The sequence below is a fragment of the Ochrobactrum chromiisoli genome, assembly GCF_026241335.1.
GTDB classification, from domain to species: Bacteria; Pseudomonadota; Alphaproteobacteria; order Rhizobiales; family Rhizobiaceae; genus Brucella; species Brucella chromiisoli.
In genome coordinates this window covers 269,981-288,482 of sequence record NZ_JAPHAV010000002.1, presented here as the reverse complement: position 1 = coordinate 288,482, position 18,502 = coordinate 269,981, and the positions used below count along the sequence as shown (strand labels likewise).

Below are 18,502 nucleotides of genomic sequence, written 5' to 3'. Positions count from 1 at the left end.
CCCAATTGTCATATATCGCCACGGAGACTTTGGCATGCGCCGCTCTCCGCAGGAGGGAGTTTGCCTTCATGGAACAAGTCATAGTCAACGGGCTGTATCTTGGATCACAATATGCGCTGATTGCGCTGGGTCTTACACTGATCTTTGCTCTGATGAACGTCCTCAATTTTGCACACGGCCAAATGTACGTGCTCGGAGGGTTTGTCACTTACACGATTTATGGCCAGCTAGGCCTGCCTTTCGTGGTGGCGCTGTTTGCATCTGCGCTCACTTTGATGATTGTCGGTGCACTTATTGAAAAATTTTTGTTCAGACCCGTTATCAAACGCAGTCTGCGCGACGAAAGTACGATGTTGCTTGCTGCTGCCGTCGCCTTTTTTCTGGATGCTGTCATACTGTTACTTTTTGGCGAAAAGCAGCGCGGTGTGCCGAAGATCATAAATGGCGTTTTCGTCTCAGATTGGCTGATCATACCTTATGATCGTATTCTGATCGGCGTATTGGCGGTGGTTTTCATCGCAGCCTTCGTTCTTTTCATGCAATTCACGAAACCCGGTCGCGCCATGCGCGCGCTCGCCCAAGACCGCGTAGCGGCGCAGTTGATGGGCGTGAATGTCGACCGATACTCCATGATCGGCTTCGCAATGGGGGCAATGCTGGCAGGCCTGGTTGGTGGTTTGTTGGTTGCCATTACCGGGGTCAATTCCGGCATAGGGGGCGCAATATCGATCAAAGCCTTCATGATGGTGATGATCGGTGGCGCGGGTGTCGTCAGTGGCGCGATTGCCGGCGGCTTTATTCTCGGCATGCTGGAATCGGTCGGCCTCACGGTGCTCAGACCTTACGGCGACATCACCTATCTCGTAATCTTTGCCGGCCTGATGGTCTTCCTCAGCCTGCGTCCGAACGGCCTTATGGGCAAACCTTGGGGTTGATGGGAGGAAACATGACAAAGACAACAAAACTTCTCGGCGTCGTTGCTTTCCTCGCGCTGGTTTTCATCGGTATACCACTGCTGATCAGCATAACAGGACGTAACGATCTTTATTACACCCTGACATCGGTTGCATTGCTCTCCATTGTCAGCGCGGGTGTTTGGCTCACCTTTTACATTGGCCGTATCAATATCGGCCAAGGGGCCTATGCCCTGATGGGGGGCTATGTGTCGGCCATTCTCATGGTCAAGTACGGTGTGTCTTTCTGGCTGACATTGCCGCTGGCGGGGCTTTTCTGCGCCTTTGCCAGTGTTTTGATCGGACTGCCGATCCTGCGCCTTCGCGGTGTTTATTTTGCGATGGTGACGCTGGTGCTCACAGAAGTTGCGCGCCTGCTTGCTATGGCACTGCCCATCACCAATGGTGCTAAAGGCATGGTCAACATACCGCCTCCCGGTGGAATTTCGATCTTCGGCCTCACAATCCTGCCGGACTTCGCCACATTGCAGAATCCGCGCGCCGCGTTCTACTTCGTGTCGGTCTTTCTTATGGTGCTCTGCTTTGCAGCGCTCTACAGGCTCATCCATTCGCGCATCGGCGGTTTGTGCCAATCCTTGCAACAAAATGAAGAGCTGGCCTCCTCCATTGGTGTCAACATCACCAATCTGCGGGTGCTTGCCTATGCGATTTCCTCCTTCCTTGGAGGGCTGGGCGGCGCAATGTTTGTAGCCATCTCCCAGTCGATCTATCCATCGAGCTTCACGGTGACAGACTCGGTCAACTTCATGCTTAACTGCTTCCTTGGCGGTCTTGGCTATGTATTTGGACCGATTATCGGTACTTTTGTCCTCTATTTCGGCTGGGATTTTCTTTTCCAGACCGGCAAATTCCAACTCCTTATTTTCTCCAGCTTGCTGATCATCCTGATGCTGTTCCTGCCAAATGGCCTGCTCAGCCTGCGTCTGACAAATAAGAAAGGAACGCGGCCATGAGTGCGCTTCTTGAAGTCAAAGGCGTTACCAAGCGCTTCGGCGGGTTGGTCGCAGTCAATGATGTCTCGTTTTCGGTCAGAGAAAAAGAAATCCTTTCAGTGATCGGTCCCAATGGTGCAGGCAAATCCACGCTGTTCAAGCTGATTGCCTCCTTCCTTAATCCAACGACAGGCGAGGTTCTGTTTAAGGGTGCGCGCATATCCGGCCTTGCGCCGCATATCGTTGCCCGGAAGGGCGTGGTTCGAACCTTTCAGGAAACCACCATCTTCAAAGGCATGACGGTGCGTGAAAATGTCATCGTCGCGCATCACTTGCGCGCGAAGGCCAGCTTTCTCGGCTGTTATATTGGAACGAGTCTTGCGCGGGAAGACCAACAAACATTTGAACGCTCGGCAGACGAAATTCTGGATTTTCTCGGTTTGGGACCACAGCGTAACGAGGTTGCACAAAACCTTCCACATGGTCACTTGCGCGCGCTCGGTATTGCCATTGGTCTTGCCACACAGCCCAAAGTTCTGCTGCTGGATGAGCCCTTTGCAGGCATGAACCATGACGAGACCGTCAAGGCAGTGGAAATGGTGCGCGCAGTTCGCGAACGCGGCATCACAGTGCTTCTGGTCGAACATGACATGCCTGCGGTGATGAATATTTCGGACCGGATCGTCGTGATCAATTTCGGTCAGAAAATTGCAGAAGGCACACCGAAGGAGATCCAGGAGAACGAAAAAGTCATCGAAGCCTATCTCGGCGCAGAAGATGAAACGATTGGATACTGATCATGACAGAGCTTCTGAAAGTTACCGATGCCGAACTCTATTATGATCACGTCTACGCGTTGAAGGGCGTGTCTCTGAGCGTCAATCAGGGAGAAACTGTTGCTCTGATTGGTGCCAATGGTGCAGGCAAATCGTCCATTCTGCGGGCAATCACCGGGCTCAACAAATTGCGCAAGGGTGAAATTTACTTCGAGGGAAGCCGCCTTGATGGCACACGCTCGGATAGGATCGTCGAAATGGGCATTGCAATGGTACCCGAAGGACGACGGGTCTTCCCTTATATGAGCGTGCGCGACAATCTGTTGATGGGCGCCTTCACCCGCTCTGCAAAGGCAGACATCGCCAACACGCTTGAAATGGTTCTGGGGCGTTTTCCGCGTCTGAAAGAGCGCTATTCTCAGGCCGCTGGCACAATGAGCGGCGGCGAGCAGCAAATGCTGGTCATCGGGCGCGCATTGATGGCAAAACCCAAGCTGCTGTTGCTGGATGAACCCTCGCTCGGGGTCGCACCAAAGCTTGTGCAGGACATTGCACGTTCAATTGTCGCCATCAACCGCGATGAAAAGGTCAGTGTTCTTCTGGTCGAGCAGAATTCCCGCATGGCACTGCGTATTTCACAGCGCGCCTATGCGCTGGCAACGGGCAAGATCGTTCTTTCCGGGAACTCTGAAGAACTTGTTTCTGACGACCGTATCAAGAAGCTTTATCTGGGCGGCGAAATTTGATTTCAGGGCGCGCTAAAGCGCCCTGAAACAACCACAACAATAAAAAAACAATCGATGGTTTGAGGAAATGGACATACTTGTCATCAACCCGAATACAACCGCGTCTATGACGCGGAAAATCGGTGACGCTGCGCGAAGCGTGGCGGCAGCCAAAACGAATATCATTGCCATCAACCCCAAGGATGGACCACCCAGCATTGAAGGCTATTTCGATGAGGTTTTTGCCATCCCCGGCATGATTGGGGAAATGCGCAAACATCCGAAAGCCGATGCCTGTGTGATTGCCTGTTTTGACGACACGGGACTCGACGCAGCGCGCTGCGCAAGCACGATGCCTGTGATCGGTATCGGTGAAGCCGCTTTTCATGTGGCAAGCCTGATTGCAGGAAAATTCAGCGTTGTAACAACCCTGTCGCGCTCAGTTCCGGCCATTGAGCACAATCTGTCACGTTACGGTCTTGCAACACGTTGCGCCCGTGTCAGGGCCAGCGATGTGGCCGTGCTTGACCTTGAAATTCCGGGCTCAGATGCCCGACGCCGCATATCGCAAGAGATCGCACATGCGATGCGCGATGATCACGCCGAAGCAATCGTTCTGGGCTGTGCAGGCATGGCAGATCTTGCCTCCTCCTTATCGGAAGAGCATGGAATTCCCGTCATAGATGGTGTGACTGCTGCGGTAAAGCTCTGCGAAAGTCTCGTTGCGCTTGGTCTTAGAACATCGAAAATTGGTGGCTATCAGGCGCCAAGACCAAAAGAGTTTCAGGGTATATTTGAACCTTTTTCACCACGAAACTGAAGGCCAACCAAACGATATTGCCAATTTCAAACGACACGATATTTTGTAAACCATAACGGCAATATCGTTGACAATGAAGAGTGCTGCTTCGATATGTATATGAGTTGCAACTCAAAGACATACAAAACGGCCCTGAACCTTGAACCGTTTGTATCTGGATGAAAATGAATTTTCTGGACACGCAAACAACTGACAACAACGAGATGAGTGGCAATAACGGGTCCACACGCTGGCATCCTGTCTATGAGGGGCTACGCGATGCGGTCGTGAGCCACCAATTGCTGCCCGGAACAAAATTGCCGGAAGACGAACTGGCGTCGATTTATTCGGTCAGTCGCGCCGTTGTGCGTTCTGCATTGCAGGCTCTTGCCCACGATCGTCTGGTACGGCTTGAACCGAACCGCGGCGCATTTGTAGCCGAGCCCTCGCAGGAAGAAGCGCGCGAAGTGTTTGAAGCGCGTATGCTGATTGAGCCGGAGGTTGCAGCACTTGCGGCAAAAGTGGCGACCGCAGACGATGTGAAAAAACTGCGGGAGCATCTGGATAAAGAACATGAAGCCCTTCATGCAGGCCGCGACAGCGATGCCATTCGTTTGTCTGCGCGCTTTCATCTCGAACTCGCAAGCATTGCTGGTCATTCCATTCTGGCAGGGTTTGTCACAGACCTTCTGCCGCGCTCATCCCTGATTATTGCGCTTTACTGGCGGCGCCGCGAAACCACGTGCGAAAGCCACGCGCATAATGCTCTGGTCGATGCTATTGAACGCCGTAAAACAAGTGAAGCTTCGGAATTGATGAAAACGCACATTCTTGATTTGCTCGCTGGCCTCAATCTCAAACGTGCGGCGAAAGAGCAAAAGCGTCTTTCCGATATTTTGAAATAACGCGTTTCTGTAGCGCACTCACGAACGTCTTCTCAACACCGATCATCCGGTGCTTGAGGCCATCAGTGTCAAGCAAGGCGTGGCATTCGGCTGGGCTAGAACATTTCCAGCAAAGGTGAGAAACGGCTTTGCTGGATTTGATACGCCCCTCTTCAAGCCCTGAGTGCATTCCAAAGTGGTGATGCTATTTTGATCATAAAAAGCACAATCAGCGAGCCCAGCACAAAGCCAAAGATGCCATCGGCCAGGGCTGTGATCATCCAATCAACAGCACCAGAGAGATTTGCCGTCACCTCCCCTGCAATATCCGCTGCGGTCTCTGAAATCCATGCAAATGGCTGATGGACGCCAAGACCGTGCAAACCATGAATGAAAATATTACCGCCAACCCACAGCATGGCTGCTGTTCCCACAATTGTCAGCACCACCAGCAGCTTGGGTACGGCTCGCACCATCCATCGCCCCAGTGCACGCGTTGCAGAAGACCGCCCCTTACGGGCCATTAACACGCCAAAATCATCCAGTTTCACGATTATGGCCACAACGCCATACACAAGAACCGTAATCATGATCCCGACCATAGCCAAAGTGGCTATCTCGATCCAAATTGAATTGGTTTCGATCATCGAAAGCGCGAGTGTCATGATCTCGGCGGAAAGGATCAAATCCGTCTTGATTGCACCTGCAACACGCTTTTCTTCAAGCGCGGTTGCATCTTTGCTTTGTTCGGATTCTTCTCCATCATGCTCTTCACTGGGAAAAAGCGTGTGCCAAACCTTTTCAGCGCCCTCAAAGCACAGATAAGCCCCGCCAAGCATCAATAATGCGGTGATTGCTAGCGGCAAAAAATAATCGAGCAAAAGCAGAACCGGAATAAGCAGCCCCTTATTCCGAAGACTTCCAAGCGCGATTTTACCAATCATCGGCAATTCACGTGCAGCCGCAATACCGACAACATATTTCGGCGTAACCGCCGTATCGTCGATCAGCACGCCAATTGTCTTTGTTCCCGCTTTTGCGGCATTGGCGGATATATCATCGACGGATGCCGCCGCGATTTTGGTAATTGCCGCCACGTCATCAAGAAGTGCCAGAAGGCCACTCATGCAGGTGTCTCCGCTTTCAGCGCAAATATGATTTCCGACACATTGCAGATGTGAAGGGCTTTCAGCAAGTGTTTGAAAAAGCCGGCATGAATAAAACGCGCGTTAATTCCGACAAAACGCAAAATGGTGCAAACAGGGAACTGTCCGCACCATTGTAGGATTGCGAATAAGCGGTTTTGCGCGGGATGATGCGTGAAACAAACGATCAAGCATTTTCAGCGATTCAACCAAAACAGGAAATGCTTTAACGAGCCACCCAAATACCTGCAATAAGGCCGGTTGCAGCTGTAATCAGCAGATACTGATTGTCGACCTTCACCCAATGCTGACCACGGCCCGGCTTGCGAAGACCATAACGCTTGTAATCACGAATTTCCTGATGGCGACGCCAGTCGCCATAACCTTCTCCCTGCCGCCAACGCTTGTGATCGCGGTCACGACGGTCATACCGGTCATGGCGTTTAAAATCTTTCCCATGGGAAGGGTGTTGCGGCTCAACATGACTATAGCCCGGCTTGCGCGGCTGATTGTAATTTTGCGCCTGAGCAAGAGGTGCACCAATAAACGACAGTGCGATGGCGGCGAGTACGGCTTTTTTAATCATGAAATACTCCTTTATTCTGACACCAGAATAAAGGAGGTAAAGTGAACGCAATATGAATGAAATATCCGCAAAACATTAAATAAAATCAATGTTCTATCAAAATTCACCGAGCAAAATAAACATTCAGCCAGCTTATATAATCAAGTGAATAAATTTCATTATAATTACACGCAAACAGCGCCTGACATCGAATGAATATCAGGCGCTTTAGAAGTCGGAAAAGGCGGCTTTTATAACACAGTAAACACTTTGCAACGATTTAACTGACAAGTAGCATTAAAGGAATGATCAGCAAAAATGCTACTGCGACGATGGCCTCTATTCGCGAATAAATAAGCATGGCTGCCTCCAATCATGATTAATGACTTATTAACAACGCAACCAGACGAATTTGGTTCACCGCCTTTTTAATTTTCTGGAATTCAGTGCTGTCTGAGAATGAGAAAGCCGGTCAAGTTAATGGGCTGCGATTAGGGCGCTGAAAGCCAAATAACGCCCATTGTAAGCATAATAGTCTTACAGCGGTTCAATCAAAACAGGAAATCCTCTAAGGAAATGCCCCTCTAAACTTATTCACGCCATATAAGCGAAGGCACTAAAATTCAAACAAAGAGGAACGTTTAAAGAGCGGCAGTTATGGCCAACAAAGAACCAGAATATGCGGACTAATCAAATCACGGAGCCGAATTTTAAATGCCGATAAAATACGTTATTACCACTGGAAAAAGACCTAGTCCAATCACCTAATGAAAAGAGCTGGCTCCCCGGGCCGGATTGTTCGGAACAATCGAACCAGATTAATTACTCTATAAAAACAATAAGTTAATAAGCTTTATCACCAGTATAAGAAGCCAAAATGTAACCCAAAATGTAACCAATTAAAAAAGCCTGGTTCGTTGATGTTGACAGAAACTTAAAATTAGAACAAAATAAGAACATTCAACAATTCAGGAGAAATCCATGAATACCCTTGTGCAGAATTATGAACACGAAATTGAGATGGTTCTCACTTACCACGGCGGGGATGTGCGCGCGGCTATAGAGGCGCTCCTTAAAGACCGAGACTTTCTCGCTCGCGAAGTAGAGCTGTCGCACCTTGCGCTCACACATGGCCAACGTGGCGTGATATTTAAGAGGGCTGCGTGATGAAGATGTTTCAAGTCGCCCTTCCTGAAGCATACGCATTGAAGTGCGCTCGGCGTGAAGTGCACAGAGACGCAGGACGCCTCGGAGCGCATTCGATACACCGCATGGCTAGAAAGGCTGGGATATATTTCTGTGTGTTCAGCTTCCCTTCAGAAAGACGCATGAGCGTTTTCATGCGTCGTCATGGCGGCAAGCCTTTTGGCGATGGCATATGGGAACGAATTGTCGTTCGATAAATCGCATGCCAAGGCCACCTTCACACGAGAAAATTGACGCGTTCACCCGCATTGTTGATTTGGAGCCGTGGGCTATTCTGTGTGCGCTTTGCACACGATGCGGACATGTTAACAATGTGGATACAAAGGAAGTTACACGTAAAATCGGCAGAGACAAACCTTTACGACAGCATCAATGGAAGCTTCGGTGTGCGGCATGCACGATGAAAGGGCAGAGCGAATTCGTAGTTTATCGAGCACCGAGGTAAGGGCGACTGGACGGCAATAAATTGCGCGCTATTCTCTCTTATGCCGGAGGATCGCATGTGCAATCTTTATAATCTCACCACGACACACGAAGCCATGCGCCGGCTGTTTCCAAAATTCGGAGACGTGACAAACCGCGTTGATCCTCGGCTTGATGTCTACCCAGATTATCCGGCTCCGGTTCTACGAAATCTTGCTGAAGACGAGCATGAGTTAGCACACCTTCGCTGGGGCATGCCCACCCCGCCTATGTATGTTAAAGGCGAAGCTGACAGCGGTGTAACGAATATACGCAACCTCACCTCTCCCCATTGGAGACGCTGGCAGGGTGTTGAAAGCCGCTGTGTTGTACCTGCCACATCCTTCTCAGAATACGGCCAAACACCAGATCCAAAGACAAAACGCAAACCGCTGCATTGGTTCGCGCTGAATGAAGAAAAGCCACTCTTTGCGTTCGCTGGCATATGGACAAGTTGGAAAGGTGTGCGGAAGAAGAAGGAAGGACCAGTTGAGGTTGATATCTTCGCGTTCCTGACCACCGAGCCCAACGCCGTAGTCAAGCCTGTCCATCCCAAAGCGATGCCCGTCATCCTGCGCACGACAGAGGAAATCGATACCTGGTTACGTGCGCCATGGGATGAAGCCAAGGAAATGCAGAAGCCATTGCCGGATGCCGATTTGATCGATCTATCGACCAGCAATGACAATGACGGCCAGCCTAAGCTGTTTTAGGAATTTAATTCCTCAAGAATGAGTAGTTTATCCTATCTGCGTCAAAAAAATTAGGTTTCAGCCGCGGAACCAAGAGCATCCAAGAGCGTTGAGTCTCGATGCAGGGGCATAAACTCTAATGGAGAGAAAAATGCCGAGTTCCAAGGAAAAGACGCTAGACGACTTGTTCTACGACACGCTCAAGGATATTTATTATGCCGAGCGGAAAATCGTCAAGTCACTACCAAAAATGGCCAGAGCCGCTGTGGCGCCTGAACTCAAAGCAGCATTCGAAAAGCATAAAGAACAAACTCAGGAGCACATTGAACGGCTTCAGCAGGTCTTCGAAATTTTGGGAAGGCGCGCTCAAGGTAAAACCTGCGATGCGATTGAGGGAATTATCGCTGAAGGCGAAGAAATAATGGATGAATTCAAGGGTACAAAAGCCCTTGACGCAGGCCTCATATCTTCTGCACAGGCCGTCGAACATTATGAAATTACCCGTTACGGGACTCTTAAACGCTGGGCCACAGAGCTTGGTCACAAGGACGTGGCAAAGCTTCTTGACGCAACGCTGCAAGAAGAAGGTCAAACTGATCACGACTTGACCAAATTAGCAGAAACTAAAATTAATTTGAAGGCTGCCTAACTTCTTGAACCCCGCTTCGGCGGGGTTTTCCCATTTCAGGAGTGATTAAATGAATAAAAAGAAAAGCCCATGGTCAGACCATGATCTTCATCGTGAGCACCAAGCGACTGACCCTTCGCCAATTGAACAAAGAGATCATCAGGAAAAGCCTACGCACGAGCAAACCAATGCTCCAGGTAATCCGAAGAAAAAGCTGCCGAATGAGCCCTATCCAGATCGATCAAAGGATTGATAGCTTAAATAAGTTTAGCAATCACTGAAACCTTTTACTGACTAACGAGTTTTGTCAAAGAGAGAGTAAATCCCGACACATAATATGCCGGCCAACCGGACACTGTTACTATTTAAAGGAGATAACCAACATGAACTCCATCATCTATTTAGTGGGACTAGTAGTCATTGTGTTGTTCATCCTCTCTTTTCTGGGATTACGTTGATGGTAGATCCAACTGTCGTAGAAAACGCACCTGATCGCAGCTATGTCGATTGGGCGGCTATTTTTGCTGGAGCAACGGTCGCATCAGGTGTAATGGTTGTTCTGACCACATTTGCTGGTGGACTTGGTTTAAGTTCGTTCTCCGTCGATGATGGAGGAGACATTAGTGCAGTTTGGCTCGTGATTACTGCCCTTTTTATTATCATATCAATGGTAGCTTCTTATATGCTCGGTGGTTATATCACCGGAAGAATGCGCCGCCCGTCTGGAACGGCAACGCGCGATGAAGCAACCGTTCGAGACGGATTGAATGGCCTAGTGGTTTGGGGCCTTGGTACAATCGTATCTGCTCTCATGCTTGTCAGCGTTATTTCAGGCGGTGCGAAAGCTGTTGGAAGTGCCGCTGAAACAGCAGTCCAAACCGCAGGCACTGTTGTTGGCGGCTCAGCTCAAGGAGCTGGTCAGTTGGCAGGTGGCGTCATTTCAGGAGCAGGACAGGCAGTATCAGGTTTGGCTCAGGGTGCAGGACAAGCTGCCGCTCCATCTGTCGAACAGATGCTGCCTCAAGGATTGAAAACCAATCCGTTAGATTACCTCACCGATACTCTGCTACGCACAGATAGCCAAGGTAACTCTGTTGCTGGTCAGGAAACGCAGAATTTGGCGGATTTTCAGCGGCAGATAAGTGGTATTTTTGGAAACTTGCTTACCACTGGTGAAATCTCCGATCCAGATCGCGCATGGCTCACCAATCAGGTTGCCGCTCGAACCGGCTTAAGTCAAAACGATGCTCAAACTCGTGTAAACCAAACGATTGAACGCGTTCAGACTCTGCGCACTGACGCTCAAAAGAAGGTTGACGAAGCTCAAAAGACACTTGCTGACATACAGGCACAGGCTCAAAAAACGGCAGAAGAAGTAAAAGCTAAAGCAGCAGACGCTGCTGAAAAGGCTCGGATAACTGGCATTCTCACTGCATTCCTTCTTGCAGCATCTGCACTTGTTGCCGCAGCTGCCGCATATATCGGAGCCGTACACGGTGGTCGTCATCGCGATGAAGGCAGAATTTGGGGTGGCTTAGCTTACCGCAAGTAAGATCCGACGATTAATAAAAATTGAGAGCAGGGCTTCGGTTAAATCCGAAGCCCTTTTCTTTTCGACTGTGGACTACGAGGATACTACCGGTGCCGGGAGGGACGGCGTTTATTGCGCTCGTTTTCGTTCCACAGCCTTCAACCGCTCGGCAAAGAATATGATCTTGTTCAGATCATACATTCGGCTGGCCGCGTCCTTTTCGCCAAATCGATAACAAGCCTTAAAGATATTCCCGAGCGCAAAGGACATGCCCTTGTGTTCGATCAGATCATTGAGCTCGCTCGCGCCCTCGGGCAGCTCGTAATAGCTGGTGGAGCCGCCGTCACTCACAACCATCACACATCCTCCCTCACCTTACGCTTCGGCTCTTCGAACTTCTCTGTCACAGGCCCGTCAGCAAGCAGCCCGCGCAACGCTGACAACTTATCTTCCACAAGCGGCCGGAAGCGTCTCGCGGCAAAAGGCGGGTTTTCATAACCAAACTGCGGGCAAGTTCCGCGATCGACGCTCTTGAGGCGTACGCCGATGTAGGAGCCATGAATATAATGTTCGAAAGGTCCGATCCACTCGATTTCGTAAATCTCGCCTTCCTTCACCTCGATAAGCTGCTCAAAACCAACGACTGAATCGATACAGACCACTTTCTGGCCAACATGGAATTGGTTCATGGGGCCTCCCCAAGCATTTCGAGCGCCTTAGTGTAGCGCGCTCGGTGTTCCTCATCGTCGCGATATGTGTGTAGGTTGTCGCGCAGATCAGCGATCTTCACCGGACGTGCAATGGGATTAGAGCAAGCGCGCTTCACGTAGACGAAATAGTCTTCATCATCGCGTCGAGTGATCGCATTCAAGGCCAGAACAATGTCGTCGTCAAAGCCAAACGAATAGACGTCGTTCAGCGAGGTGTTCGTGTGTTCGATCATGTCGTGCATAACTGCGAGGATCTGCGTTTCGGGCGTCTCCTGAGCCATCATTACGCGCAGTGGATGGATAATGTACGGATCGCCGTTGTCGCTCTTCTGGTCCATGTGCGCGGCTGCCGCTACTGCAATTGCTGTTTCAAGATTGCTCATGTGCTACTCCTGCTGCCCTCGCCTTAATGCTTCGATACTCGACGGCAACGCCGTGCTGTTCAGCGCGTGATATGCCCATCTTCATGCCGCCGCTGATACCACGATCAGTGTAAACAACGCATTTCGTTGCCACGCGATACCAGGCAAGACCGGCCTTGATGCCTAACGACCGCTCATCGGGCTGCATATCGTCCAGCACTTGAGTGTGCAGCAAATGGCTGGCAATCGGTGCTTCGTCTCGTCTCAGGCTGTCTAAGAGGCAAGCCTGTGCATATGCGGTGTTGGCTTCTACATCCCCGCTGTATGGCGTTTCGATGATTGTGAGTGGTTGATGGTTGCCGTTATAAGTTTTTGGCAGGTTACTTATAACGGGCCTACCCTCACCAGCCGCACGTGCGACTTTGTCTTCTGCTTCTTCAAGCATGTTCTCTCCTCGTGTTGTGGTGAAACGCCGCTTGGTGGGCGGCAATGCATATGATAATTTCGAAAAAGGGATGTGGGGAGGTGAGATTGACTTTGTTTTTAAATTTCACACGTCGTTTTATCGTACGATGTTTCCACTTCGCCCCCTTCGCAGTTTTATATTACGTTCTTTCAACTCGCACAGAGTTAGCTGCCGTATGTGGACTGGTAATCAAGCATCAAATCTCAAGTAGGCAAGATCAATTTGAAAACTGGACAATGTTACGATTCCTGGTGCTCTATGGAGCGAAGCAGCCACAAGAGACAGAAAACAAAGACTTTGAACGTGTAAAACAACTGTCGTCTATTGGTTCGCCCTTGCTTTCTGATTGGGAGATGAATGCCGTCTCTCCCTATGCGAGTGCTAATATGATTTTTGACGCTATTGAGATGTTTTTTATTCCGATCGCTACTGCATGGACAATTTTTAAGCTACTTTCGCATTAACCACATTGTCATTCGCCGCCGCATACTTCCCCGCGACCATCTCAGGCCGGAGAATATCGCGACCGACTTCACCGAATTGCTTGCTGTAGGTAATCCGCTTTGCTGATCGGCCTGACAGCCACCCGCCGCCAGCTGCATAAGCATCTGGCGCAGCGAGGGTTTCATGCTGCTCGACATACATCAGCGTGCCTTTTCGAGCGTCGTCGCTGTGTCTGTGACCAATATGCACATAGGCTTGCAGTGAGCGGCCAAACATTCCACGGAACATGCCAGCAATCGTGCCCTCGATATTTCCAACACCTCGCTTATGCCCGTGGTGATAGGCAATCATCGTACTGCCCCACTCGAACGCGTAATAGAGGCTGGGTGAATTATCGACGGTGATGCGCGGCTCGTTTTCATACATAACGGCCAGCATTTCACGCAGCCAAGCAGATGAGGCGGGATCGTGATTGCCTGACGCCATCACAACATGAACCCGCTCATGCTTCTGCAAAAGCATATCGATGATGCGGCGAATAGTGCGGCGAATAGTGCGGATCACAATGCGAATGACTTTTTGAAGTCTGCTATCCGCATCCAGAACGTGCTTGTGTGCAGGTGTGACGCTTTCAAGCGCGTCGTGATGCATAAGATCGCCGAGCTGCGCGAGAATAGCCGTATGAGCGTCAGGCGCTTGCGCTACGGCCGCAGAGAACCAATCGAGCAATAGTTGCTCGGCAATACGCAGATCGTAATCGCTGCCAGTTTCTTCACGCCACGACATCATGCCGAAATGGTTGTCAGTTATCGTGAACTGATTCAACAAATCCTCGCGACAGCCCTTCGGCGCCGGCATAATCGATACGCGTGGCAGATCTTCTTTAAGCGCTTCAACCATGGCCGTGATTGCAGCCTGCTGTTGATCGGCGTCCGCACGTTCCATGATGTGCTGCGTGACGATGCGCCCTTCACTGTTAACGAGCGTCGTCTTGCCTTTGACCGCTAGACCGGCGGTCGCCTCATAGACCGGGCCAGCCTCTTTCGTCTGGCGCATGTAGGTGCCGTTAGGCGTCTCGGTCAGGCTTTTGATTGCATAGCCGGGTAGCGTTTCCTTCGGCCCCATCAGACCAAGCTCAGCCGCGCGCTTAATGCTGTCGTGAAACGCAGACTTCTTGACGCCGCATGCGTGTGCAGCCTTCGTTATCGTGCCGTGCTGCTGATAAGCAGCAACACGGCGGGTTAGTTCTTGGTTTGAAAGCATTTAGTGTCCTCTGGCAGCAATCATGGCGTCGGCGTATTCGTAGGCTATGATGCCAAAAACCTGCATAATAGAGACGCTGCGCACCTTGGCTATCTTGTCAAGAATAGAAAGATCGGCGTTTTCGATTAGCGCCGGAAGTGCTTGCCCCGCAAAATGATCACGCAGCGTCATGCCATGGCTGGCCTCCGGACCTTTCCAGTCGCCGTTCCAGTCTGGTGAAGGAAAGGCGTTGCCACCCGTATTTACGCGCGCACCTGCGCCCTGTGCCTGTTCAGACATACAGTCTCCTCGTGTTGGTTGATCCTGCTTGGTGGCAGATTCGTAGAGTCGGATTGGTTGTCCGACGCGAAGGATGGAAAGGGTCTCGAGACGATGTGTCTAGCCCTAAATATAAAAAAGAGCGGCCCGAAGGCCGCCCAAAAAAACAAATTCTCTATGGCAAAACAATCATAGATCGACAGGCTTGCCGGATTCCTCTTCTTCGAGCGTCACGGCAACATCTGCATTCGCAGAAAGACGAACCTGCTTATCGCTTTCAATATCAGCGACAAACCCGATGTCGATATAATGATGATGATCTTGGTGAGCCCTAGCGTTGTCTGACTTTTTAAGCTTAATACGGTCGCCCTCAAGATGATCGACCGTTCCGACATGGACGCCATCAGCGCCAATTACTTCCATGTTCTCGTGAATTCTGTGCTTCATAGCTGTTATCTCCCAGAACACCGATTGGTTCTAAGAATTTACATAGCGCTAAAACGCGTCACGGCCATGATGCAAAGCCAATTTAGTTTCGCGCCCGCGTCGTCTTAGGCTGCATGAATGAATCAAGCCGGTCGTTCGTTCGATCGATCTTTGAACCGACTCCATCGATTGCCTTCATGATCTGCGCTGTTTGCTCAGACATGCCTGCCTTTGTCACATAAGTTTCAGCGACGTGCAGCTTGTGGGCTGCAAGGTCGGCTCTATTTTTGTCTACGCCGCCGTTTAAGCGATACCAAAAACCACCGATTGCGCCGAACAGCATCACGATGAAGCCGGCTGCGCCCATAATTTCGGCGCCAGTCATTTCGTTTTACCCACCAATACGTTCATTACAAAATTCCTCAAGGCCGTACCCCGCACAGCTTTTCCATTTTCTCATTCTCGGCCAGGATCTGGCGCTTGGTTTCTGATGTGTCGTTGTGGCTGGCATAGATCGCCCGCGCCACGTCGCAGTAATTACCGCTTGTCGCGCATCCACTTAGCAAGCCGAGCGTCAACAGCGCTGTCATCAAGACGGCTGACTTCATTTTCTATCTTCCGTGCTTTGGTTGCGGATTGCGCGTCTCGTGCGGTCTGCGCTGTTTTGCTGTCAGACCGGCCTTTCAGATACGCGCTGACAAGGACGGCCAGCGCCGCAGCGATTGCCACGGCGTAGCCTGTCAGTTTGGAGCGGAGGGCTAGGAGGAAGTTCATGATTGCTCTCCTGTAAGAAGCAAGGACTTAGAACCGTCGCGTTCGCGGCGGATCAGATACCCGTCGCGTGTTTCGGTAATTCCTTGCGCCAGAGTTAGCCTCGCATCGGTCCAACGCTGCACCTTCCCGTTAATTTTGACTTCTGCAGTCTGCGCTTCAGCGTCGTAATCAATTACGATTTTCACGCTGCCACCCTCTTCAGTTCGAGCCTGCCCGTATGCCAGAGCCAAAAGCCGCCACCCAAGGCCACAACGATCAAGGCAACGGTTAGGAATGCCCATGGATTCGAAACAGCGCTGATGAGGCCTGTGAGGAACGTACCACCGCCAGCTGCAACGATGGTCTGAACCGTTTTATCCTTAAGCAAAGGCACGTCGTCAGGCTTGGCATCATCAGGAGCAGCGGCTTTCATTTCGCGCGCTGCGGTCAGACTGTCGAGGAAATTGCGATAATACCCAGCGATAAGCGTAGCCTTATCGGTTCCGTTGACGATGACTCGCGCACCTTCTGGATCTGCTTTGCCATTGCCAAAATAGTCACTCAGCTTGCGTCCGGTGAACTTGCCCAGCACCATGCCTTCAAAAAGGATGCGGATTGCCGTGGCTAGCTCCAGCGCTTTCTCAGGTGCATCAGCAATGCCGAATTTCTTGTAGTTTGTTTCATGGGTAACTTGAGCAAAGCCACGTCCAAACCACGCTTTGCCTTTTTTGTCGAAACGCCAGTAAGGCGTGCGGACTTGCTTTAACTTGCCTGAAGCCCAAGCGTTATCCAAGCGCTTCACGACTGTCTTATCAGCCACGAACTGTTCGCTGGGCTTTTGCGTTTCTTTGATCGGCTGCATCTTGCCGCCAGTCTCATGAAAGACAGTCGCAAGGATATAGGCGGTCTGTTCGTCCGGCAGATTACGACGCTCGGCTTCGGCCAAGATAGCCGATGTGCCATCAACCTGAGCCTGGCTCAAACGGCCGCCAAAAGGCGCGCGCCTCGCATACGCGAAGAACGTTGTTTTGTTCATTTGATTGTCCTAGATTGCCGCCACAACTTGTGAGGGCGGGTATGAATCGTTTGGGGATTGTTGCGCTAATGCTTGGCGCAAGTTTAGGTGCGGCTGAATCGAAGTCGCTGGGAGAATGCCGCAGTATCAACGACAAGGCTGAACGACTTGACTGCTATGACAGGCTTACAGATGCGCCAGTAGAGGCTATCGGCGATGTTGGACAGGTGAGCGCCACCGCACCTAAAAAGAGGGACTTGTCAGGCTTTTATCTTGGCGCAACTGTGGGGCTAGGCACAAGTAGCAAGATCGAGCGCGGTGCCAATGACAGATCCGTGATTTTCTCAAGTGGCGAAGAGTTTCGAGCCAATTCACCTACCATAGGCGTAACTGGCGGGTACAATGCTGTCTCGAGGAATACACTTTTCGGCGTTCAGCTAGATATTACTGGCGATCTAACTGCGAAAAAAAGGTCCGAAAGCAATCCTGAATATAGCTACGAATTCCCACGTCAAAACGGATGGTCAAGATGGTCACACGGCAGGCCCGTAGGCACAGTGGAAGCCTACGAATACCCAAGCGGCACTCGTTTGTCTGCAGGCAGATCATTCTATAATTACAAAGAACAAATCGCCCCCACGATTAGCGTCCGCATTGGGCGTCAATTCGATAACCTGCTCGTTTATGGCCGCGTTGGAACCGGCCTTGCTCGTATTAAAGAGACGTTTGGATATGATGATTCAAAGTCTATTTATTGCGGAAGCACTACAAGCGAAACCAGATACATAACTGCTGACACAGCTGAATACTGGACTACAGCATGCAACAACCCATACAGCGGATCGATAACATCAACATCACGAAACATCACACGTCCGACCGCGACACTAGCTGTCGGTTCCGAGTATCACTTTGATCGCTATTTCACTCGCTTAGAGGGTGAGATGCGGCATACATTCCTTGATGAGCAACTAGACTTCAGCCCGTCAAACGGCTTGACGCAGTATAAAGTGACTACTGGCATCGGTATTCGTTTCTAACTGAGGTCGACCTCCCAGCGTGACGGGGATAAGCCGCCACGCAAGGCAATAAAAAACCGCCTCAAGGGCGGTGCGGTCGGGTGGGTTGCTGAGATTTGTCTCTTTACTTTTAAGGCAATCGCTACAAATGCCGATACGAAGCCAGCTGATAAAGAAACTATTCGTTCTTTTGCTGATCAAGCTGCTCGAACGTATGGCAAGCTATGGATGCACGCTCTTTGTGATAGCTCGATACAGGATATGCCTTTGCTCGTACGCCAAGCTTTCGGTTATGCTCCATGGCTAAATAGATAACAATGCAATCATCATAAGATAAGCCGAGTTCATTCAGATTGTAATCCCTAAGCTGCAAGGTAACAGCAGCATCGACCATACCTTCGGTGATTACGATTTTATCTAAGTCCTTCGTGTCCACGATAATGGCCTCCTATGCTAAAATTGGGCAA

General features: G+C 50.6%; 27 protein-coding genes. 13 read left to right on the top strand and 14 right to left on the bottom strand.

What is annotated here, in order from left to right:
- Positions 1 to 68: 68 nt before the first annotated feature.
- From OPR82_RS08225 to OPR82_RS08200, 6 genes are all read left to right on the top strand, one after another.
- A complete protein-coding gene (locus OPR82_RS08225) occupies positions 69 to 935 on the top strand; it encodes a branched-chain amino acid ABC transporter permease (RefSeq protein WP_265984218.1) in 867 nt (288 codons plus the stop codon).
- Positions 936 to 946: 11 nt separating this feature from the next.
- Positions 947 to 1,927: a branched-chain amino acid ABC transporter permease gene (locus tag OPR82_RS08220; protein ID WP_265984217.1), complete on the top strand. Its 981-nt coding sequence runs from the start codon at positions 947 to 949 to the stop codon at positions 1,925 to 1,927.
- Positions 1,924 to 2,703, top strand: a complete 780-nt coding sequence (locus OPR82_RS08215; protein ID WP_265984216.1) for an ABC transporter ATP-binding protein — start codon at positions 1,924 to 1,926, stop codon at positions 2,701 to 2,703. The genes OPR82_RS08220 and OPR82_RS08215 overlap by 4 nt, the downstream gene beginning before the upstream one ends.
- A 2-nt stretch (positions 2,704 to 2,705) precedes the next feature.
- Positions 2,706 to 3,428, top strand: coding sequence for an ABC transporter ATP-binding protein (locus OPR82_RS08210; RefSeq protein WP_265984215.1), 723 nt, complete (start codon positions 2,706 to 2,708; stop codon positions 3,426 to 3,428).
- A 67-nt stretch (positions 3,429 to 3,495) separates the two neighbouring features.
- Positions 3,496 to 4,227: an aspartate/glutamate racemase family protein gene (locus OPR82_RS08205; RefSeq protein ID WP_265984214.1), complete on the top strand. Its 732-nt coding sequence runs from the start codon at positions 3,496 to 3,498 to the stop codon at positions 4,225 to 4,227.
- Positions 4,228 to 4,430: 203 nt separating this feature from the next.
- The gene (locus OPR82_RS08200; RefSeq protein WP_265984480.1) at positions 4,431 to 5,111 is read left to right on the top strand and encodes a GntR family transcriptional regulator; all 681 of its coding nucleotides are present in this window, start codon (positions 4,431 to 4,433) and stop codon (positions 5,109 to 5,111) included.
- A gap of 152 nt (positions 5,112 to 5,263) precedes the next feature.
- Here OPR82_RS08200 and OPR82_RS08195 read toward each other — a convergent pair whose 3' ends face one another.
- Together OPR82_RS08195 and OPR82_RS08190 are read right to left on the bottom strand one after the other, a co-directional pair.
- Complete coding sequence (locus OPR82_RS08195) at positions 5,264 to 6,217, bottom strand: DUF808 domain-containing protein (protein ID WP_265984213.1); 954 nt, start codon at positions 6,215 to 6,217, stop codon at positions 5,264 to 5,266.
- A 244-nt stretch (positions 6,218 to 6,461) separates the two neighbouring features.
- Positions 6,462 to 6,821 carry an RcnB family protein gene (locus OPR82_RS08190; protein WP_265984212.1) on the bottom strand — a complete coding sequence of 120 codons (360 nt, stop codon included), beginning with the start codon at positions 6,819 to 6,821 and terminating at the stop codon, positions 6,462 to 6,464.
- Between the two features lie 960 nt (positions 6,822 to 7,781).
- Here OPR82_RS08190 and OPR82_RS08185 point away from each other — a divergent pair.
- From OPR82_RS08185 to OPR82_RS08165, 5 genes are all read left to right on the top strand, one after another.
- Positions 7,782 to 7,967, top strand: a complete 186-nt coding sequence (locus OPR82_RS08185) for a CUE domain-containing protein (protein WP_265984211.1) — start codon at positions 7,782 to 7,784, stop codon at positions 7,965 to 7,967.
- 539 nt (positions 7,968 to 8,506) lie between these two features.
- Complete coding sequence (locus tag OPR82_RS08180; RefSeq protein WP_265984210.1) at positions 8,507 to 9,181, top strand: SOS response-associated peptidase; 675 nt, start codon at positions 8,507 to 8,509, stop codon at positions 9,179 to 9,181.
- Positions 9,182 to 9,311: 130 nt separating this feature from the next.
- Positions 9,312 to 9,809 (top strand): YciE/YciF ferroxidase family protein, encoded by a 498-nt coding sequence (locus OPR82_RS08175; protein ID WP_265984209.1) that lies wholly within the window; start codon positions 9,312 to 9,314, stop codon positions 9,807 to 9,809.
- Positions 9,810 to 9,858: 49 nt separating this feature from the next.
- On the top strand, positions 9,859 to 10,041 hold the full coding sequence (locus OPR82_RS08170) for a hypothetical protein (protein ID WP_187548336.1): 183 nt from the start codon (positions 9,859 to 9,861) through the stop codon (positions 10,039 to 10,041).
- Between the two features lie 204 nt (positions 10,042 to 10,245).
- On the top strand, positions 10,246 to 11,340 hold the full coding sequence (locus tag OPR82_RS08165) for a hypothetical protein (protein WP_265984479.1): 1,095 nt from the start codon (positions 10,246 to 10,248) through the stop codon (positions 11,338 to 11,340).
- A gap of 108 nt (positions 11,341 to 11,448) precedes the next feature.
- Here OPR82_RS08165 and OPR82_RS08160 read toward each other — a convergent pair whose 3' ends face one another.
- The 4 genes from OPR82_RS08160 to OPR82_RS08145 are packed head-to-tail and all read right to left on the bottom strand — an operon-like array spanning position 11,449 to position 12,836.
- A complete protein-coding gene (locus OPR82_RS08160; protein WP_247875326.1) occupies positions 11,449 to 11,670 on the bottom strand; it encodes a hypothetical protein in 222 nt (73 codons plus the stop codon).
- A 5-nt stretch (positions 11,671 to 11,675) separates the two neighbouring features.
- Positions 11,676 to 12,008 carry a hypothetical protein gene (locus OPR82_RS08155; RefSeq protein ID WP_265984208.1) on the bottom strand — a complete coding sequence of 111 codons (333 nt, stop codon included), beginning with the start codon at positions 12,006 to 12,008 and terminating at the stop codon, positions 11,676 to 11,678.
- Positions 12,005 to 12,412 carry a GTP pyrophosphokinase gene (locus OPR82_RS08150; protein WP_265984207.1) on the bottom strand — a complete coding sequence of 136 codons (408 nt, stop codon included), beginning with the start codon at positions 12,410 to 12,412 and terminating at the stop codon, positions 12,005 to 12,007. The genes OPR82_RS08155 and OPR82_RS08150 overlap by 4 nt, the downstream gene beginning before the upstream one ends.
- Positions 12,399 to 12,836 (bottom strand): DUF7768 domain-containing protein, encoded by a 438-nt coding sequence (locus OPR82_RS08145; RefSeq protein WP_265984206.1) that lies wholly within the window; start codon positions 12,834 to 12,836, stop codon positions 12,399 to 12,401. The genes OPR82_RS08150 and OPR82_RS08145 overlap by 14 nt, the downstream gene beginning before the upstream one ends.
- Before the next feature lie 86 nt (positions 12,837 to 12,922).
- Between OPR82_RS08145 and OPR82_RS08140 the strand changes: the two genes are divergently transcribed.
- Entirely contained in the window at positions 12,923 to 13,321 is a 399-nt protein-coding gene (locus OPR82_RS08140) for a hypothetical protein (protein WP_265984205.1), read from the top strand.
- Here the strand turns inward: OPR82_RS08140 and OPR82_RS08135 are convergent.
- The 7 genes from OPR82_RS08135 to OPR82_RS08105 form a co-directional block, all read right to left on the bottom strand.
- Positions 13,302 to 14,564, bottom strand: coding sequence for an oxidoreductase (locus tag OPR82_RS08135; RefSeq protein WP_265984204.1), 1,263 nt, complete (start codon positions 14,562 to 14,564; stop codon positions 13,302 to 13,304). The two genes, OPR82_RS08140 and OPR82_RS08135, sit on opposite strands and share 20 nt — an antisense overlap.
- Positions 14,565 to 14,843, bottom strand: coding sequence for a hypothetical protein (locus tag OPR82_RS08130; RefSeq protein ID WP_265984203.1), 279 nt, complete (start codon positions 14,841 to 14,843; stop codon positions 14,565 to 14,567). It lies immediately after the preceding gene.
- Positions 14,844 to 15,011: 168 nt separating this feature from the next.
- Complete coding sequence (locus tag OPR82_RS08125) at positions 15,012 to 15,269, bottom strand: DUF2171 domain-containing protein (RefSeq protein WP_265984202.1); 258 nt, start codon at positions 15,267 to 15,269, stop codon at positions 15,012 to 15,014.
- An 82-nt stretch (positions 15,270 to 15,351) separates the two neighbouring features.
- Positions 15,352 to 15,633 carry a hypothetical protein gene (locus OPR82_RS08120; RefSeq protein ID WP_265984201.1) on the bottom strand — a complete coding sequence of 94 codons (282 nt, stop codon included), beginning with the start codon at positions 15,631 to 15,633 and terminating at the stop codon, positions 15,352 to 15,354.
- Positions 15,634 to 15,785: 152 nt separating this feature from the next.
- Entirely contained in the window at positions 15,786 to 16,022 is a 237-nt protein-coding gene (locus tag OPR82_RS08115) for a hypothetical protein (protein WP_265984200.1), read from the bottom strand.
- On the bottom strand, positions 16,019 to 16,207 hold the full coding sequence (locus tag OPR82_RS08110) for a hypothetical protein (RefSeq protein ID WP_265984199.1): 189 nt from the start codon (positions 16,205 to 16,207) through the stop codon (positions 16,019 to 16,021). Before OPR82_RS08110 ends, OPR82_RS08115 begins: the two co-directional genes overlap by 4 nt.
- Positions 16,204 to 17,037 (bottom strand): chitinase, encoded by an 834-nt coding sequence (locus OPR82_RS08105; protein ID WP_265984198.1) that lies wholly within the window; start codon positions 17,035 to 17,037, stop codon positions 16,204 to 16,206. The genes OPR82_RS08110 and OPR82_RS08105 overlap by 4 nt, the downstream gene beginning before the upstream one ends.
- A gap of 41 nt (positions 17,038 to 17,078) precedes the next feature.
- Here OPR82_RS08105 and OPR82_RS08100 point away from each other — a divergent pair, with 41 nt between their 5' ends.
- Entirely contained in the window at positions 17,079 to 18,056 is a 978-nt protein-coding gene (locus OPR82_RS08100) for an outer membrane beta-barrel protein (RefSeq protein ID WP_265984197.1), read from the top strand.
- Positions 18,057 to 18,213: 157 nt separating this feature from the next.
- On the opposite strand, the gene OPR82_RS08095 is transcribed toward OPR82_RS08100, so the two are convergent.
- Positions 18,214 to 18,471, bottom strand: a complete 258-nt coding sequence (locus OPR82_RS08095) for a hypothetical protein (RefSeq protein ID WP_265984196.1) — start codon at positions 18,469 to 18,471, stop codon at positions 18,214 to 18,216.
- Positions 18,472 to 18,502: the final 31 nt, after the last annotated feature.

Excerpts from the sequence above, each read along its gene's own strand:
- OPR82_RS08150 (WP_265984207.1), bottom strand. The coding sequence starts at position 12,412 with ATGAGCAATCTTGAAACAGCAATTGCAGTAGCGGCAGCCGCGCACATG.
- OPR82_RS08185 (WP_265984211.1), top strand. The coding sequence starts at position 7,782 with ATGAATACCCTTGTGCAGAATTATGAACACGAAATTGAGATGGTTCTC.
- OPR82_RS08205 (WP_265984214.1), top strand. The coding sequence starts at position 3,496 with ATGGACATACTTGTCATCAACCCGAATACAACCGCGTCTATGACGCGG.
- OPR82_RS08180 (WP_265984210.1), top strand. The coding sequence starts at position 8,507 with ATGTGCAATCTTTATAATCTCACCACGACACACGAAGCCATGCGCCGG.
- OPR82_RS08195 (WP_265984213.1), bottom strand. The coding sequence starts at position 6,217 with ATGAGTGGCCTTCTGGCACTTCTTGATGACGTGGCGGCAATTACCAAA.
- OPR82_RS08105 (WP_265984198.1), bottom strand. The coding sequence starts at position 17,037 with ATGAACAAAACAACGTTCTTCGCGTATGCGAGGCGCGCGCCTTTTGGC.
- OPR82_RS08190 (WP_265984212.1), bottom strand. The coding sequence starts at position 6,821 with ATGATTAAAAAAGCCGTACTCGCCGCCATCGCACTGTCGTTTATTGGT.
- OPR82_RS08135 (WP_265984204.1), bottom strand. The coding sequence starts at position 14,564 with ATGCTTTCAAACCAAGAACTAACCCGCCGTGTTGCTGCTTATCAGCAG.
- OPR82_RS08100 (WP_265984197.1), top strand. The coding sequence starts at position 17,079 with ATGAATCGTTTGGGGATTGTTGCGCTAATGCTTGGCGCAAGTTTAGGT.
- OPR82_RS08220 (WP_265984217.1), top strand. The coding sequence starts at position 947 with ATGACAAAGACAACAAAACTTCTCGGCGTCGTTGCTTTCCTCGCGCTG.
- OPR82_RS08120 (WP_265984201.1), bottom strand. The coding sequence starts at position 15,633 with ATGACTGGCGCCGAAATTATGGGCGCAGCCGGCTTCATCGTGATGCTG.
- OPR82_RS08200 (WP_265984480.1), top strand. The coding sequence starts at position 4,431 with ATGAGTGGCAATAACGGGTCCACACGCTGGCATCCTGTCTATGAGGGG.
- OPR82_RS08225 (WP_265984218.1), top strand. The coding sequence starts at position 69 with ATGGAACAAGTCATAGTCAACGGGCTGTATCTTGGATCACAATATGCG.
- OPR82_RS08125 (WP_265984202.1), bottom strand. The coding sequence starts at position 15,269 with ATGAAGCACAGAATTCACGAGAACATGGAAGTAATTGGCGCTGATGGC.
- OPR82_RS08115 (WP_265984200.1), bottom strand. The coding sequence starts at position 16,022 with ATGAACTTCCTCCTAGCCCTCCGCTCCAAACTGACAGGCTACGCCGTG.
- OPR82_RS08210 (WP_265984215.1), top strand. The coding sequence starts at position 2,706 with ATGACAGAGCTTCTGAAAGTTACCGATGCCGAACTCTATTATGATCAC.
- OPR82_RS08155 (WP_265984208.1), bottom strand. The coding sequence starts at position 12,008 with ATGAACCAATTCCATGTTGGCCAGAAAGTGGTCTGTATCGATTCAGTC.
- OPR82_RS08215 (WP_265984216.1), top strand. The coding sequence starts at position 1,924 with ATGAGTGCGCTTCTTGAAGTCAAAGGCGTTACCAAGCGCTTCGGCGGG.
- OPR82_RS08145 (WP_265984206.1), bottom strand. The coding sequence starts at position 12,836 with ATGCTTGAAGAAGCAGAAGACAAAGTCGCACGTGCGGCTGGTGAGGGT.
- OPR82_RS08130 (WP_265984203.1), bottom strand. The coding sequence starts at position 14,843 with ATGTCTGAACAGGCACAGGGCGCAGGTGCGCGCGTAAATACGGGTGGC.
- OPR82_RS08175 (WP_265984209.1), top strand. The coding sequence starts at position 9,312 with ATGCCGAGTTCCAAGGAAAAGACGCTAGACGACTTGTTCTACGACACG.
- OPR82_RS08165 (WP_265984479.1), top strand. The coding sequence starts at position 10,246 with ATGGTAGATCCAACTGTCGTAGAAAACGCACCTGATCGCAGCTATGTC.
- OPR82_RS08170 (WP_187548336.1), top strand. The coding sequence starts at position 9,859 with ATGAATAAAAAGAAAAGCCCATGGTCAGACCATGATCTTCATCGTGAG.